We start from the raw sequence: 16409 nt of genomic DNA, 5'->3' as shown, positions 1-16409 counted from the left end.
CTTTTACATAAAGGGTTGATTAAATGAAAAAAGCTTTTAACATGTTTTTGCTTTTGTTGAGTGGAGCTTTAATTCTGACGGGGTGTATGTATCCTGAAGAGAAATTATCGCAAAATCAGATAGCCTACAAGGATCAGCTCCAGTCTGTCCAGTCGGCAGTGGACCAATATCGGGAAGCAAATAATGGCCTTCTGCCGATTAAAACCAAGGATCAGACAACCCCTATCTATCAAAAGTATCCAATTGACTTTAAGAAAATTGCCCCGGAATATATGGCAGAGCCGCCTGGGAATGCCTTTGAATCAGGCGGAGTTTTTCAATATGTGATCGTTGATGCAGAATCAGATCCGAAAGTGAAGATTTTTGATTTAAGAATTGCTGAAACCATCAGGGATATTAACCTTAGGGTTAAAGCACATGGGTTCCCGCCTTATAAAGAGCAGATTGCTGAAAATGTCTTTACAATGGATTTCAAAAAATTAGGATTTAAGGAAGAACCTAAAGCCCTCAGTCCATACAGCGGCCAGAGCCTCCCGTATGTCGTTACCGGCAATGCAGAGGTATATGTGGATTATCGGGCTGATTTATATCAGGCATTGGAAAATAAGGAAAACAAGCCTGAATCTGGAGAAGATATTAGAGATCTTCTTGTGGAGGATTCTGATTTTGTTCCCGCCTATTCTCTGCCATATACAATTGATCCCGGCACGAATGATCCAATCTTTTTGGTGAAATAGTCATAACCCTTCTCCTGCAAAATATATTGTAGGAGAAGGGTTATTTTTTTATATACTTTTATAACCACTCTTCAACTATTGACTATAAGCATAAAGGCAAAGAAATAAAGAAGTAAGGGGAGTTAGTAAATAAAAAAGGAAATCTGGAGTGGCCAGCTGTCCATTTCAGACTGTCATAGGATTGCCGATTTCCAGCCGGGCTGGCAGGTGCAGTGCACATTCCTGATAGGGGGGTAAAAATTTAAAAAAACTGTCATAACAATGTAGGACAACATCATACACATATAATGTCCAAACATAATAGATAGGATAATATTATCCCATTAACTCAAGATTTCAGGAGGGGATCACTTGGAAAAGGTTGATATTTTTAAAGATATTGCCGAAAGAACTGGCGGCGATATATATTTTGGAGTAGTTGGCGCAGTTCGCACAGGCAAATCTACATTTATAAAAAAGTTTATGGAACTGGTTGTACTGCCAAATATGGAGAATGAAGCTGAACGTGCCCGCACACAGGATGAGCTTCCTCAAAGTGCTGCCGGCAAAACAATTATGACAACAGAACCGAAATTTGTCCCTAACCAGGCTGCTACAGTACATGTTGCAGAAGGGCTGGATGTAAATATCAGGCTCGTGGACTGTGTGGGATATACAGTACCTGGGGCGAAGGGCTATGAGGATGAAAACGGCCCGAGAATGATCAATACACCTTGGTATGAAGAGCCGATTCCTTTTCATGAAGCTGCTGAAATAGGAACAAGAAAGGTGATTCAGGAGCATTCGACTATCGGAGTGGTGATTACAACTGACGGAACAATTGGAGAAATCCCTAGGGCGAATTATCTGGAAGCCGAAGAACGGGTTATTGAAGAGTTAAAGGAAGTTGGCAAGCCGTTTATCATGATCATTAACAGTGTCCAGCCACACCATCCAAATACGGATGCACTGAGAAATGATCTTGCTGAAAAATACGATATCCCTGTCCTGGCCATGAGTGTTGAAGGCATGAGGGAATCAGATGTATTAAATGTTATGCGTGAAGCTCTTTATGAGTTCCCGGTACTGGAAGTCAATGTAAACCTTCCGAGCTGGGTAATGGTGCTGCATGAAGATCACTGGCTTCGTGAAAGCTATCAGGAAGCTGTTAAAGAAACGGTTAAGGATATTAAGAGGCTAAGAGATGTTGACCGTGTGGTCCATCAATTCAGCGACTTTGAATTCATTGACCGGGCAGGCCTTGCAGGAATTGAAATGGGGCAGGGAGTAGCCGAAATTGACTTATATGCGCCAGACGATCTTTACGATGAGGTCCTTAAAGAGATAGTCGGTGTTGAAATCCGCGGAAAAGACCACTTGCTCGAGCTGATGCAGGAATTTGCCCATGCTAAAGCAGAGTATGACCAAATTTCCGATGCACTGAGAATGGTGAAGCAAACCGGCTACGGTATTGCTGCTCCTTCGCTTGCTGATATGAGCCTGGATGAACCGGAGATTACACGCCATGGATCCCGCTTTGGTGTAAGACTAAAAGCAGTTGCTCCATCTATTCATATGATTAAAGTAGATGTGGAATCTGAATTCTCACCTATTATTGGAACAGAAAAGCAAAGTGAAGAACTTGTCCGCTATCTAATGCAGGACTTTGAAGACGATCCGCTTTCAATCTGGAACTCCGACATCTTTGGACGCAGCCTAAGCTCCATCGTAAGAGAAGGAATTCAGGCCAAACTCTCCCTAATGCCTGAAAATGCAAGATACAAACTGAAAGAAACATTAGAAAGAATCATCAACGAAGGCTCTGGCGGATTAATTGCGATAATCCTTTAATGAAGGCTCCTTTTGGAGTCTTTTTTTACGTTTATCCTAATTTAAAGGAAACGTTTGAAAAATTCACTGCTTAATTTGCAATTGACTTTTTAAAATAGTGTTTTAAAAAGCGCCGTAAGGGTAATAAAAACAGGTCAGCTTATTACAAATATGTTGCAAAGAAGAAAAGATTCCCATTAAATCATGAAATATTCTTGATAACAGCATTTGATTGTGATAATCTTTTAACAGAATTACTGTTATGGCGGCCGAAACCCTTATATTTAAAGGGTTTATAATGATTTTTGGATTGAAAAATTTCAATTTATCATTTATTATAGGGCTTGTTAAACAAAAAAACGCCATAACGTATAGAATTCAGTAATTTTGTTTACAAATGTATGTAAGGAATCTTATTTTACTGGGTTTTATCCATATTTGGGAGGAGGTGAAAGGCATGAACAAAACAGAACTAATTAACGCAGTTGCTGAAGCTGGCGAACTTTCTAAAAAAGACGCGACTAAAGCAGTTGATGCTGTTTTCGATACAATCCTTGATGCTTTGAAAAATGGTGATAAGGTACAACTAATCGGTTTCGGAAACTTTGAAGTTCGCGAGCGTGCTGCCCGTAAAGGACGCAACCCGCAAACTGGCGAAGAAATCGAAATCGCTGCAAGCAAAGTTCCTGCTTTCAAACCAGGTAAAGCGCTTAAAGATGCAGTTAAATAATCTACATACAAGTGCTTAAAGCTTATGCTTGAGCTAAAAACCGCGAATATTCGCGGTTTTTTCTTTTTTATCCGATCTGAAATCGCGCTGACCACAGGGGAAACGGCGGTTTATTAATATTAGTGAAAGACACGGAAGTTTCGTTTTGCCTGAATGAAAGGGTTATGCTAATATGAACATATTATTACCACAGTGTTAATACATAGGAGGCATAATTATGGCAGAAGTAAATCGTGCCCAGATAGAAGATGCGGTGCGTTTAATATTAGAGGCAATCGGTGAAGACCCGAATCGCGAGGGACTTCTTGATACGCCAAAGCGAGTCGCAAAAATGTATGAAGAAGTTTTTATGGGGCTTAACCAGGATCCTAAAGAATACTTTGAAACAGTATTTGGCGAAGATCATGAAGAACTTGTTTTAGTTAAAGATATTCCATTTTACTCTATGTGTGAACATCACCTTGTGCCTTTCTTTGGTGTTGCTCATGTAGCTTACATCCCGAGGGGCGGCAGAGTAACAGGTTTAAGCAAACTTGCCAGAGCTGTGGAGGCAGTTGCAAAGCGTCCTCAGCTTCAGGAACGCATCACATCTACTGTAGCAAATTCCATCCTGGAAAAGCTTGAGCCCCATGGTGTAATGGTCATTGTAGAAGCGGAACATATGTGTATGACAATGCGAGGTGTTAAAAAACCTGGTTCAAAAACGGTGACATCAGCAGTAAGAGGCGTTTTTGCAGAGGATGCAAGAGCACGGGCTGAAGTCCTTTCGCTGATTAAACAATAAAAATTAGAGCTCTGTTAATGGTGAGTTCAGGCTATAAATAGGTCAAAGGCTGAAAGATAAAACTTTTAGCCTTTTTTTGTAAGTAATTATGAATGAACATTATTTAGCAAAGGATGGTATGGATGGAAAAGAAAAGTCCATCAGGACATGATTATATTGTGATAAAAGCCAAAGAAGACGGTGTTAACGTCATAGGGTTAACAAGAGGCTCTGATACAAGATTCCACCATTCAGAAAAACTTGACCAGGGTGAAGTAATGATTGCTCAGTTTACCGAGCATACGTCTGCGATTAAAATCCGGGGGAATGCAAGAATAATGACAAGCTGCGGGGAAATAGAAAGTGAAGGAAAGAAATAGCTTTCCCTTTGATTAGAAGGATAGGATATTTTCACAGGAGATTGTCCTGACATGTTCCTGTAATTTATGATATAATTGTCTCTGCTTGATTATTTCTCTTGAATACAAGATACCGGGTAAAAGGTTTTTTTTTGCCCGTTTTACATTTAATAGTAATCAATGATTTGGCTAAAAATAGATAAGATGAATAAGACAATATGTGCCCGTTCTCTTTGTCGCAGTATTCACATTGAGAAATCGCGGCTATGGAAAAAAGAAAACTAAGGGGAAACAAGGGTGATGGCATGCATGATGTGAAGATTAAATTAGCAGATGTTAAAGAACAGATTGAGAAAAAAGTTAACCACCCTTATCTGCTCAGATATATTGATTCTCCTGTTATTGATGAAGACAAGCTTCTGCTTCTAATCTCTTTCCTGGATGATGTGGAAATACCTGACTCAAAAGCAGAAAAATATGCAGTAACTGCAATGCTTATCCAAATCGCCCTTGATACCCATGAACTTGTTAAGAACGATGAATCTGAAGACAATGGTCTTAAACACAGACAGCTTACTGTCCTTGCAGGTGTTTATTACAGCGGTTTATATTACAAGATTCTCGCAGCTTTTGATGATATCCGAATGATCAGGGCCTTCGCAGATGGGATAAAAGATGTAAATGAGCATAAAATTTCGCTATATCAGAAGTCTCCTGATGCAGTTGACAGCCTGATGAATTCAGTCAAAAAAGTTGAGGCGTCACTTTTTGAAAAACTGGCTGATGCATTCAGCAAGGCAGCTTGGAAAGAGGTAATATCGAATCTTTTATTCATTAAGCGCCTGATTGCAGAAAAGCAGCAGTTCATGAAGGAAGGCACCTCAGTTGTTTTTGAAGCCCTTAAAAAACTGACTTTCCCAAAAGTGAAAGACATGTCTGCGGAGCAGCGGAGATATCTGATTCTCATTTGTGACAGATATATTGATTTTTCAAGGAATTTGGTTGATCAATCCCTAAGGAAATTTCCTCTTGCAAATGAATTATTAGAGCAGCGTATTCACTGCATTTTCAATAATAGTCAGTCTGTGGCTAAAACTTTTGTGGAAGAAGGATAAAATATGCAGCAATCAAAAGAAGAACGTGTTCATAGCGTATTTGAAAAGATTTATGGCAACTACGATAAAATGAATTCAGTCATCAGCTTTCAGCAGCACTTAAGATGGCGCAAAGATACAATGAAAAAGATGAATGTTCAAAAGGGTTCAAAAGCTCTTGATGTATGCTGCGGTACAGCCGATTGGTCCATAGCGCTTGCTGAAGCCGTAGGAGAAAGCGGTAAAGTAGTAGGTTTGGATTTTAGTAAAAATATGCTAAAAATCGGCGAGGAAAAAATTAAGGATCGGAAACTGAAGCAAGTGGAGCTTGTACATGGAAATGCAATGGAGCTCCCTTTTGCGGACAATTCCTTCGATTATGTTACAATCGGTTTTGGACTGCGCAATGTTCCGGATTATCTGCAGGTATTAAAAGAAATGCACCGTGTTGCAAAGCCTGGCGGTATAGCAGTGTGTCTGGAGACTTCTCAGCCTACCCTGTTCGGATACAAGCAGGCTTATTATTTCTACTTCCGTTTTATCATGCCTATGTTTGGCAAACTTTTTGCCAAAAGCTTTAATGAATATTCCTGGCTGCAGGAATCAGCCAGAGACTTTCCAGGGATGAAAGAACTTGCAGGAATGTTTGAGGAAGCAGGCTTTAAAAATGTCACATTTAAGCCTTATAGCGGTGGTGTGGCTGCTGTACACATTGGAACGAAATAAAAATAATAACTTGTTCTGTATGTTTCTCATCGAACGATAGAGAATAGATCAGACGGGATCGATAAGCTGGGTGAGTAAGCAAATGAAATTGAAAATGATGTATTCATTTTTAAATTCAGATTTAACTGTTATAGAGAACGAGCTTGAGGAGACCATTAAGGCAGAGTCTCCTCTATTGCATCAGGCATCCCTGCATCTGCTGCAGGCCGGGGGGAAAAGAATCCGCCCAGTTTTTGTTTTGCTTGCTGCAAAATTCGGAGAATATGATATTGATAAAATTAAAAACGTAGCGGTATCACTGGAGCTTATCCATATGGCGTCGCTAGTCCATGATGATGTTATTGATGATGCAGAACTCCGCCGGGGGCAGCCTACCATTAAAGCAAAGTGGGATAATAAGATTGCCATGTATACCGGTGATTATATTTTCGCGCGCGCTTTGGAATTAATAACCAATGTGGAAAATCCGCATGCTCACAAAATTCTCTCTCATACCCTTGTGGAACTGTGCATAGGTGAAATTGAGCAAATTAAAGATAAGTATAACTATGATCAGAATATAAGGACATATTTCCGGAGAATTAAAAGAAAAACAGCCATGCTTATTGCGGTGAGCTGCCAGCTTGGCGGCATTGCGGCTAATGTAGAGGAAGGTATACATAAAAAGCTCTTTAAATTCGGCTATTTTGTGGGAATGTCGTATCAAATTATTGACGATGTCCTGGATTTTGTCGGTACTGATAAAGAGCTTGGCAAGCCGGCAGGAGGAGATCTCCATCAGGGTAACATTACACTCCCTGCTTTATTTGCGATGGAGGACAGGACCATCTGTGATCAAATCAGCAGAGTCCACGAAGGAACTGAACGAAGAGATATAGAGAAAATAATTGCCTTGGTCAAAGACTCCGGTGCAATTGAAAAATCCCTGCAAATTAGTGATAAATATCTGCAGAAAGCCTTGGGGGTTCTCGAAGAGCTGCCTCCTTCCAGGTCAAAGAAAGCTTTGCGGGATATTGCTAAATTTATAGGCAAAAGAAAATTTTAATCCGCCAATTAATTGCCAGCACTTTTACAGGGTGCCGGCAATTTTGTTTTTCCGGGAATTATTAAGTAAAAGCGCTTTCAGATTTCTGTTGCTAAATTTTCAAAACAATGTTAATATTTTCGTGGATTAACATAAATCACTATACATAAGTTTTAGGAGTGGAATTCAATGGAAAGAACATTTTTAATGGTTAAACCAGACGGAGTGCAGCGCAATCTAATCGGGGAAATCGTTTCCCGTTTCGAAAAGAAAGGCTTTCAGCTTGTAGGCGGCAAGCTAATGAGCATCAGCCAGGAACTTGCGGAAGAGCATTATGGAGAGCATAAAGAGCGTCCATTCTTCGGAGAACTTGTTGACTTTATTACGTCCGGACCAGTTTTCGCAATGGTTTGGGAAGGTGAAAATGTTATCGCTACAGCTCGTCAGATGATGGGTTCAACAAATCCTAAAGATGCTGCTCCTGGAACAATCCGCGGAGAATTCGGCATCACAGTTGGAAAAAATGTAATCCATGGATCAGATTCACCGGCAAGTGCTGAACGTGAAATCGGCCTTTTCTTCAAAGAGGAAGAAAAAGTGGAATACAAAAAGCTAATGAATGAATGGATTAACTAATATTCAAAAAAGTACTTGTCCCTGACAAGTGCTTTTTTTGTAACCGAATTCATTTTTACAGATAGCGGGCATGGATAAAAGGAGACACATGCTCACCAATTATTATAAGAGGGGAAAAGGAATGGCTAACGATTATCAGGATTTTATTCTAAATATAAAAAGAAATACAGGGATCGATCTTTCTCTGTACAAAGAAGCACAAATGAAGAGAAGGCTGATATCATTGTATGAGAAAAAAGGCTTTAATTCATTTGGAGATTTTTTTAATGGCATAGTCAAGGATAGGGAACTCCTGAATGATTTTTTGGACAGGATGACGATAAATGTTTCCGAATTTTACCGAAATGCGCAGAGGTGGGAGGTGCTTGAAAAAAAAATCCTGCCGGGGCTATTAGAGCAGAATAGGAATCTGAAAATCTGGAGCGCAGCATGCTCCACTGGTGAAGAGCCTTATACAATTGCCATGATTTTATCAAAATTGCTGCCAATATCCCAAATAAAGATTACTGCAACAGATATTGATGAAAATGCCCTGGCGAGGGCCCGGATTGGTGTATACCCTGAACGTTCGCTTAATGAAGTTCCTGAAACGATTAGACAGAAGTTCTTTTGGCGTGAAGGAAGTTATTATAAAGTATCAGAGGATATAAAAAAGACGGTAATTTTTAAAAAGCAAAACCTCCTTGCAGACGATTTCGGCGGGCCTTTTGATTTAATTGTATGCAGGAACGTTCTTATTTATTTTACAGAAGAAGCAAAGGATCAGCTTTATCATAAATTCAGCAGCGCATTAAGAAAAGATGGCATATTCTTTGTTGGGAGCACTGAACAGATTTTTAACGCTGGCCGTTATCACTTGGAATCTGCTGAAACCTTTTTTTATAGAAAAGAATAAAAATAGCAACAGCATAGGGGATTATTTTCAGACATCCTCTTTTCTTTGTTTTTCCCGTTTTGTAGTAAATAACTATTCGTGTTAAAATGGCTCCATTCATAATAAGAAATAAAATATTATAGGAATTTTCAATTTTATCTATTCTTATATTTATCATTATGTTATATTGATACATAATCCTTTAATGAGTTGAAGGGGGAAAGAGTTTTGAGATATCTTACATCTGGTGAATCTCACGGACCGCAGCTGACCACTATAATAGAAGGCCTGCCTGCAGGAATGCCGCTGATTGATTCAGATATTAATGAAGAACTTGCCAAACGCCAGAAAGGATACGGCAGAGGCAGAAGGATGCAAATTGAAAAGGATACTGTTCAAATAACAGCGGGTATCAGGCATGGATATACATTAGGATCGCCGGTGGCACTCGTTGTTGAGAATAATGATTGGAAGCATTGGACAAAAATTATGGGCCAGGACCCGCTTAATTCTGAGGATGAGGGTGAAGTAAAGAGAAAAATATCCCGTCCCCGTCCAGGCCATGCTGACTTAAATGGAGCCCTTAAATATGGGCACAGGGATATGAGGAACGTGCTGGAGCGATCTTCAGCCAGGGAAACCACAGTGAGGGTGGCAGCCGGTGCAGCTGCCAAAAAACTGCTCTCTGAATTGGGGATTGAAATTGCAGCCCATGTTATTGAAATTGGCGGGGTTGTTTCAGGCAAAAGAGATTATTCTTCACTAAAAGAGTTAAAGGAAATCACAGAAGACTCACCTGTCCGCTGTTTAGATCAGGATGCCGGCCAAAAAATGATGGATGCCATTGATTCCGCTAAAGAAAATGGCGATTCCATTGGCGGAGTAGTTGAGGTTATTGTTGAAGGCATGCCTCCGGGAGTCGGAAGTTATGTACACTATGACCGCAAGCTCGATTCAAAGCTAGCAGGGGCAATGGTAAGCATTAATGCATTTAAAGGTGTTGAGTTTGGCATTGGCTTTGAGGCTGCAAGGAAGCCCGGAAGTGAAGTTCATGATGAAATCGCATGGGATCCTGAAAAAGGCTATTATCGGAAAACAAACAGGCTTGGCGGCTTAGAAGGGGGCATGACAACGGGGATGCCTATTGTCGTCAGAGGAGTGATGAAACCAATTCCTACCCTCTATAAGCCCCTTCAAAGTGTCGATATTGAAACAAAGGAACCCTTCTCAGCAAGCATAGAGCGTTCTGACAGCTGTGCAGTGCCTGCAGCAGCAGTCGTTGCAGAAAATGTAATTGCCTGGGAACTGGCTTCAGCTATTGTCGATCAATTTTATTCTGACCGGTTCGAAGCTTTAAAAGCTTCGGTTGAACAGCAAAGAAAATTTGCGAGGGAGTTTTAATGAATAGTATTTCAATTAAAACCCCCGGAAGGACCTATCCAGTTTATATAGGGTCAGGGGCAATTGAAGGATTGGAATCATATATTAAAGATACTTTTCCGGCTATGACCAATTTAATGATAATCACAGATGAAACGGTCCGGACCATACATCTTCCTGCTCTGGAAACAGCACTTAAGGATATAGAGGCAAAAGTCTGCACAGTGCCAAGCGGGGAGAAAGCCAAGACTTTTGAAGTTTACTATCAATGCTTGTCATTTGCTTTGGAACATAAGCTTGACCGAAAATCTCTTATTCTGGCTTTTGGCGGGGGAGCTGTCGGAGATTTGGGAGGTTTCGTTGCAGCCACATTTATGAGAGGGATACCTTTCATTCAGCTTCCTACAACCATATTGGCGCATGACAGCGCCGTTGGTGGGAAAGTGGCCATCAACCATCCTTTAGGAAAAAATATGGTAGGGTCTTTTTATCAGCCTCAAGCCGTATTTTATGACTTGGATTTTCTTGTTTCCCTTCCTCAAAAAGAGAGGCGCTCAGGGTTTGCAGAAGTTATAAAGCATAGCTTGATACATGATATGAACTTTTATTTGAGTCTTAAAAACAACATCCGCTCGCTTGATGGCATTCCTTTTGATGAAATAAGCGGGATGCTTACAAAGGGGATAGAAATCAAAGGCAGGATCGTTGCTGAGGATGAAAAGGAAGCGGGTGTTCGTGCATTCCTGAATTTCGGCCATACCCTGGGCCATGCAATCGAAGCAGAAAAAGGCTATGGAGAATGGACACATGGAGAATCTGTCGCAGTAGGAATGCTATTCGCACTCCAATTAAGTAAAAAAATGCTTGACCTGCGTTTTGATGTTAACGAATTCCGGCGATGGCTTGATCAGCTTGGCTACAAAACCGGCCTCCCGGAAGATTTATCACATTCAAAACTGCTGGAAAGGATGAAGCAGGATAAAAAATCAGAAGGCCAGAATGTCCGCTTTGTTCTTTTAAAAGAAGTGGGTAAGCCCGTTATACACCAAGTTTCTGATGATGTTATTCTGCAGGAGCTTGCAACATTTTTAAAATAAACAAGGAAGTCTTTATTATTAAGAGATAAAAAGGCTGGTGTATCAGCTTTGGGAGGTGCTGCAAGTGATTCGAGGGGTGAGGGGAGCCGTCACCGTAGATAAGAATAGTGAGTCTGAGGTATTAGAAGCAACTGAGCTGCTGATCAGACAAATGATTCGGGAGAATAAGATTAAATCTGAGGATGTTGCTTCTGTATTTATATCCGTTACGGAAGAATTGACAGCAGCCTTTCCTGCAAAGGCAATGCGTTCAATAGAGGGCTGGACTTATGTTCCTGTCATGTGCATGAGAGAAATACCTGTTGAAGGATCACTTCGGAATTGTATTAGGGTTATGATGCATGTGAATACAGGTGCCCCTCAGCAGAATATCTGCCATATATATTTGCGTGAAGCCATCCAGCTTCGCCCGGATCTAAAGGCCACAGACTCTCCTTAATGGAGAGTTTTGTGATAATATTGGAGCAGATCAAATAATACTTTAATACGATAATAAGTAAAAGTGATGAAAAAGAGGTGGATTTGAATGAAATGGAAGGAACAGCTGTTGAATTTAACTCCTTACCAGCCGGGAAAATCAATTGATCAAGTAAAAAAGGAATACAGTCTGGATAAAATAGTTAAGCTTGCTTCAAATGAAAATCCGTTTGGATGCTCTGAAAAAGTTCTTTTTACTATGAATCAGTCACCATCTTTTTTTGCTCTGTATCCCGATGGTTATGCTTCTGAACTGCGGTCGGCTCTGGCTGGACACCTAAGCATACAGGAAGATCAGCTGATCTTTGGCAACGGCTCGGATGAGATTATTCAAATGATTTCCAGAGCTTTATTAAGTCCGGAAACAAATACTGTTATGGCTGCGCCAACATTCCCTCAATATAGGCATAATGCTGTAGTAGAAGGTGCGGAGATAAGGGAAATTCCATTAATTGATGGGGGACATGATCTTGATGGAATGCTGGCTGCAATCGATGAAAACACAGCTGTAGTATGGGTTTGCAGTCCAAACAATCCGACAGGGAACTATGTTAATGAATCTTCATTGCTTTCCTTCCTGCAAAAGGTGCCTCGGGATGTATTGGTTGTCCTTGATGAAGCTTATTATGAATACGTAATAGCTGAAGATTACTACAATGCATTGGATTTGATCCGGAAATTCGAAAATTTGATTGTACTGCGTACATTTTCGAAAATTTATGGCTTAGCAAGCCTTCGGGTAGGCTATGGAATTGCAGATCCTCAAACGATCAAAGCTCTGGAGCCGGTTAGGGAGCCGTTCAATGTGAACAAGTTTGCTCAGGCAGCAGCTGCTGCAGCCATTGGAGATCAGAATTTTATCGAAGAATGCAGACTGAAAAATCGGGAAGGTCTGGAACAATTCTATACTTTCTGTGAAGCACATGAGCTGGAATACTACCCTTCACAGGGAAATTTCATTTTAATCAACTTTAATGCCGATTCTAATGAAGTGTTTCAATTTTTGCTTGAAAAAGGGTATATCGTCCGTTCCGGCAAAGCACTTGGTTTCCAGGGATTTGTCCGTGTCACAGTAGGATCTAAGGAACAGAATGATGGAGTGATATCCGCAATGAAACAATACCTTGCAAAGCAGGCTGCGGCATTGTAGGCAATATATGAGGTCTTAGTAATAATACTTTTTTGAAAACCATTCAGAGGCACAGAGATGCCTCTGAATTATTTTTAATAAAGGCGGTGAGAGAATGAGAGGAAAAATCTTTATTATCGGCCTTGGTTTGATCGGCGGTTCTTTGGCATTATCAATAAAAAGGAGCCATAGTGAGAGCATGATCATCGGCTTTGATGTAAATAAAGAGCAGGGACGCCTTGCTGAAATGCTTGGGGTCGCAGATGAAATTTCTGTAACTATTGAAGAAGGTGCAAAAGACGCCGATTTAATTTTAATAGCTGCACCTGTTCAGGAAACACAAAAAATAATACATATATTAGAAGAGTGTGAATTGAAAAGCACGGTCATCATTTCGGATGCAGGCAGCACTAAAAAGGAAATTGTCAGCTGTGCTAAGGTACTGAAGGAAAAAGGAATTACTTTTATCGGAGGCCACCCTATGGCTGGCTCCCATAAGAGCGGTGTTACTGCAGCAAAAGCATTGCTTTTTGAAAATGCCTTTTATCTTCTCACTCCTGAAGACCATATTTCCCCCGCAGAGATTGAAAGGTTAAAAGAATGGCTCTCAGGGACGAAAGCAAAATTTCTGACCATATCGCCTGAAGAACATGATAATATAACTGGTATCGTGAGCCATTTCCCGCACATGGTGGCTGCCTCTCTTGTCCATCAGGCAGAAAAAACAAGCCGTTCGCAAAAGCTGATTCCAAGACTGGCTGCTGGCGGATTCAGGGATATTACCAGGATTGCCTCCAGCAGCCCTGCAATGTGGAGAGATATCCTGCTTCAGAATAAAGAAGTGCTGCTTAAGTTAATGGAGGATTGGCAGGAGGAAATGGAGAATGTTAAAACAATCCTCAAGGAAGAAAACAGTGAAGGCATATTTGAGTATTTTTCCCATGCAAAACGGTTCAGGGATGAGCTGCCGCAAAAAGAAAAAGGGGCAATTCCGGCATTTTATGATCTATTCGTTGATGTTCCTGACTACCCTGGTGTCATTTCAGAAATCACTGGATATTTAGCCAAGGAAGAGATCAGCATCACCAATATCAGAATACTGGAAACAAGAGAAGAAATTTATGGAGTCCTGGTTATCAGCTTTCAGACTGAAGAGGACCGGGAAAGGGCAATTAATTGCTTAGAACAATATACAAGCTATGAAACAACCATTGGTCTATAGGCAAGCGGTAAGACCTTTATTAAACCAGCAAAGGGTGATTATAATATGACTCCGGCAAATTTGAGGTCAAATCTTAAAGGATTAAGCGGAGAAATTGCGGTACCAGGTGATAAATCCATATCTCATCGATCTGTGATGTTTGGATCAATTGCAAAGGGAAAGACTGTTGTAACCAATTTTCTGCTTGGTGAGGACTGCTTAAGCACAATAGCATGCTTTCGCAAGCTCGGAGTATCTATTGAACAGGAAGGCAATAAAGTCACCATTATGGGGCAGGGGATGGATGGATTACAGGAACCCGAAGAATTTTTGGATGTTGGCAATTCCGGTACGACCATTCGCCTTATGATGGGAATCCTTGCTGGCCGTCCATTCCATACAGTCCTTGTCGGGGATGAATCAATAGCAAAAAGGCCAATGACAAGAGTTACTGCGCCTCTAAGTTTATTTGGAGCGAAGATTTATGGCAGGAAGAATGGAGAATTTACTCCTTTATCAGTAATTGGAGGACCGCTGGCAGGGGTAACCTATGAGCTTCCTGTTGCGAGTGCACAGGTAAAATCATCGCTGCTCTTTGCCGGTCTGCAGGCCAGCGGGGAAACAGTCATTATTGAACCTATGAAGACGCGTGATCATACCGAAAGAATGATTAAGCAATTTGGCGGGGAAGCTGATGCAGATGGGCATACTATTCGGATTAAAGGCGGACAAACACTAACAGGGGCGGAAATTCATGTTCCTGGCGACATATCTTCTGCTGCCTTCTTTCTGGCTGCAGGAGCCATTGTGCCTAATAGTGAGATTAAATTGAAAAACGTCGGGCTGAATCCTACAAGGACCGGCATCATTGATGTGTTGCAGCAGATGGGTGCAAATATTAGCATTGTGCCATATGAAAATGGATCAGCCGAGCCTGCAGGAGATATTACCATTAGAACATCTGACCTTAAAGGAACCGTTATCGAAGGGGCGCTCATTCCCCGGCTTATCGATGAAATTCCTATTATTGCCCTGCTTGCAACTCAGGCAGAGGGAGAAACAGTAATCAAGGATGCAGAAGAACTTAAAGTCAAGGAAACGAATCGCATTGATACGGTTGTCAATGAACTGTCAAAGCTTGGAGCTGATATTACTGCAACGGAAGATGGAATGGTGATCAGAGGGAGATCATCCCTTTCAGGAGGAACTGTTTCAAGCCATGGGGACCATCGAATCGGAATGATGCTTGCGGTTGCCGCTGCCATTTCAAAGGGGGAAGTTCAGCTTCATCTGAAAGAAGCTATTTCTGTATCCTATCCGTCGTTTTTCGAACATTTTGAAAGCCTTATTTCATAATCGTAAAAAAGAGCTGTTTTCCTGCAGCTCTTTTTCTATTCAATTAGTCATATTTATGTAAAAAATTCATAGCTTGTCATAAGACCGTTTTAGAGGGTGGTTTTATGACTTATATTATTGAGAATGCAAATATTTTAAAGGAAGACAAGCTGATAAAAACATCACTGCTGATCAAGAATAATGAGATTTCACTGATGCAGGCAGAAATGAAAAGGTTTCAGTTTGCCAGAATGGATGCCGAAGCATTTATTATGGCTGCAGGATTTGTGGTTCTGGATACATCTATACCGCTGGAAATGTCTTTTTCAGAACTCAAAGAGTATTATATAAGGGAGTTCCTATTAAAAGGCTGTACTGCTTTCCTGACAGCCGCACCTGTAAAACATGAATATTCCATGAAGAGTGATCTTAAATGCTTTAAGGCAAGTTTGTTAAGCAGCCCAATCGATTATATTATTGGTGTTAAGATTCCTGTACGTCTCCTCACACCTTCTTTTATGAGAAGATGCAAGAGGGAAAGGATTCCTGTTGTCTTTGTTGAAATACAGGATGCAAAGGAGCTTGAAGCTGTTCCATGGGGTTGGCTGCGTGAAGCTATGTTTCCTTACAATTGCCCGCTTGCCCCTATCTTTGCATGCAGGAACGAAAAGGAGAAAAGCAGAATTAATACATTATGGAAAAAACTGATGCAGGAGCAGAAAATCCCTTCTATGCCAAATGAGCTGAACGAACACGAACCGCTATCCCGGTCAGTCCTATCCAAGGCAGGAATTTACCCGTTAAAAGGAAATATCCATCAGGGTAGTGAAGTCAGCTATAATTTATACGAAAAACCTGGTGAAGGTCTTACCGTTGAAGAATCACAGCTGTTTCATTATCATAGAGATAAACTTGCTGTCTCTGTTCTGAAGGGAAAAGTAATACGAGCCGGACAGGAAGTGATTTTTCGTTCAGGGTACGGCGAGCATGTTAAAATCAGTACACCAGCTTACTTTAAAATAGCCGATTAGCATTCGA

Annotated in this window: 17 protein-coding genes; all 17 read left to right on the top strand. The window is 40.9% G+C overall.

Translation table 11 applies throughout. The features are described 5' to 3' along the window. The first annotated feature begins 23 nt into the window (after nucleotides 1-23). The 17 genes from JI665_RS07245 (at nucleotide 24) to JI665_RS07165 (ending at nucleotide 16402) form a co-directional block, all read left to right on the top strand. Nucleotides 24-737 (top strand): hypothetical protein, encoded by a 714-nt coding sequence (locus JI665_RS07245; protein WP_206838219.1) that lies wholly within the window; start codon nucleotides 24-26, stop codon nucleotides 735-737. 351 nt (nucleotides 738-1088) lie between these two features. Beyond that, complete coding sequence (gene spoIVA / locus JI665_RS07240) at nucleotides 1089-2567, top strand: stage IV sporulation protein A (protein WP_159864366.1); 1479 nt, start codon at nucleotides 1089-1091, stop codon at nucleotides 2565-2567. A 436-nt stretch (nucleotides 2568-3003) separates the two neighbouring features. After that, the gene (gene hbs / locus JI665_RS07235; RefSeq protein ID WP_009332755.1) at nucleotides 3004-3276 is read left to right on the top strand and encodes a non-specific DNA-binding protein Hbs; all 273 of its coding nucleotides are present in this window, start codon (nucleotides 3004-3006) and stop codon (nucleotides 3274-3276) included. A gap of 217 nt (nucleotides 3277-3493) precedes the next feature. Then, entirely contained in the window at nucleotides 3494-4060 is a 567-nt protein-coding gene (folE, locus tag JI665_RS07230; protein ID WP_206838218.1) for a GTP cyclohydrolase I FolE, read from the top strand. Between the two features lie 122 nt (nucleotides 4061-4182). Next, nucleotides 4183-4419 (top strand): trp RNA-binding attenuation protein MtrB, encoded by a 237-nt coding sequence (gene mtrB, locus JI665_RS07225; RefSeq protein WP_206838215.1) that lies wholly within the window; start codon nucleotides 4183-4185, stop codon nucleotides 4417-4419. 245 nt (nucleotides 4420-4664) lie between these two features. Continuing rightward, complete coding sequence (locus tag JI665_RS07220; RefSeq protein ID WP_244671122.1) at nucleotides 4665-5513, top strand: heptaprenyl diphosphate synthase component 1; 849 nt, start codon at nucleotides 4665-4667, stop codon at nucleotides 5511-5513. A 3-nt stretch (nucleotides 5514-5516) separates the two neighbouring features. Next, entirely contained in the window at nucleotides 5517-6218 is a 702-nt protein-coding gene (gene menG / locus JI665_RS07215) for a demethylmenaquinone methyltransferase (protein ID WP_206838212.1), read from the top strand. An 82-nt stretch (nucleotides 6219-6300) separates the two neighbouring features. Beyond that, nucleotides 6301-7263, top strand: a complete 963-nt coding sequence (hepT, locus tag JI665_RS07210) for a heptaprenyl diphosphate synthase component II (protein WP_206838210.1) — start codon at nucleotides 6301-6303, stop codon at nucleotides 7261-7263. Nucleotides 7264-7431: 168 nt separating this feature from the next. Then, the gene (gene ndk, locus JI665_RS07205) at nucleotides 7432-7878 is read left to right on the top strand and encodes a nucleoside-diphosphate kinase (protein WP_206838207.1); all 447 of its coding nucleotides are present in this window, start codon (nucleotides 7432-7434) and stop codon (nucleotides 7876-7878) included. A 121-nt stretch (nucleotides 7879-7999) separates the two neighbouring features. Then, nucleotides 8000-8773 (top strand): CheR family methyltransferase, encoded by a 774-nt coding sequence (locus tag JI665_RS07200; RefSeq protein WP_206838205.1) that lies wholly within the window; start codon nucleotides 8000-8002, stop codon nucleotides 8771-8773. A gap of 207 nt (nucleotides 8774-8980) precedes the next feature. Then, nucleotides 8981-10153 carry a chorismate synthase gene (gene aroC, locus JI665_RS07195; protein WP_206838203.1) on the top strand — a complete coding sequence of 391 codons (1173 nt, stop codon included), beginning with the start codon at nucleotides 8981-8983 and terminating at the stop codon, nucleotides 10151-10153. Continuing rightward, complete coding sequence (aroB, locus tag JI665_RS07190; RefSeq protein ID WP_206838201.1) at nucleotides 10153-11229, top strand: 3-dehydroquinate synthase; 1077 nt, start codon at nucleotides 10153-10155, stop codon at nucleotides 11227-11229. Before aroC ends, aroB begins: the two co-directional genes overlap by 1 nt. A 64-nt stretch (nucleotides 11230-11293) precedes the next feature. Further along, nucleotides 11294-11668, top strand: a complete 375-nt coding sequence (aroH, locus tag JI665_RS07185) for a chorismate mutase (protein WP_206838199.1) — start codon at nucleotides 11294-11296, stop codon at nucleotides 11666-11668. An 87-nt stretch (nucleotides 11669-11755) separates the two neighbouring features. Then, entirely contained in the window at nucleotides 11756-12856 is a 1101-nt protein-coding gene (hisC, locus tag JI665_RS07180; protein ID WP_206838198.1) for a histidinol-phosphate transaminase, read from the top strand. A gap of 94 nt (nucleotides 12857-12950) precedes the next feature. Further along, nucleotides 12951-14057, top strand: a complete 1107-nt coding sequence (locus JI665_RS07175) for a prephenate dehydrogenase (protein ID WP_206838195.1) — start codon at nucleotides 12951-12953, stop codon at nucleotides 14055-14057. A gap of 45 nt (nucleotides 14058-14102) precedes the next feature. Then, nucleotides 14103-15392: a 3-phosphoshikimate 1-carboxyvinyltransferase gene (aroA, locus tag JI665_RS07170; RefSeq protein WP_206838192.1), complete on the top strand. Its 1290-nt coding sequence runs from the start codon at nucleotides 14103-14105 to the stop codon at nucleotides 15390-15392. A gap of 104 nt (nucleotides 15393-15496) precedes the next feature. Beyond that, entirely contained in the window at nucleotides 15497-16402 is a 906-nt protein-coding gene (locus tag JI665_RS07165) for a hypothetical protein (RefSeq protein ID WP_206838191.1), read from the top strand. Nucleotides 16403-16409: the final 7 nt, after the last annotated feature.

Origin of the sequence: Bacillus sp. NTK034 (assembly GCF_017303275.1) — a bacterium.
Classification (GTDB): Bacteria; Bacillota; Bacilli; order Bacillales; family Cytobacillaceae; genus Cytobacillus.
The sequence above is the reverse complement of the archived record's forward strand: the minus strand, read 5'-3'. Positions and strand labels throughout refer to the sequence as shown.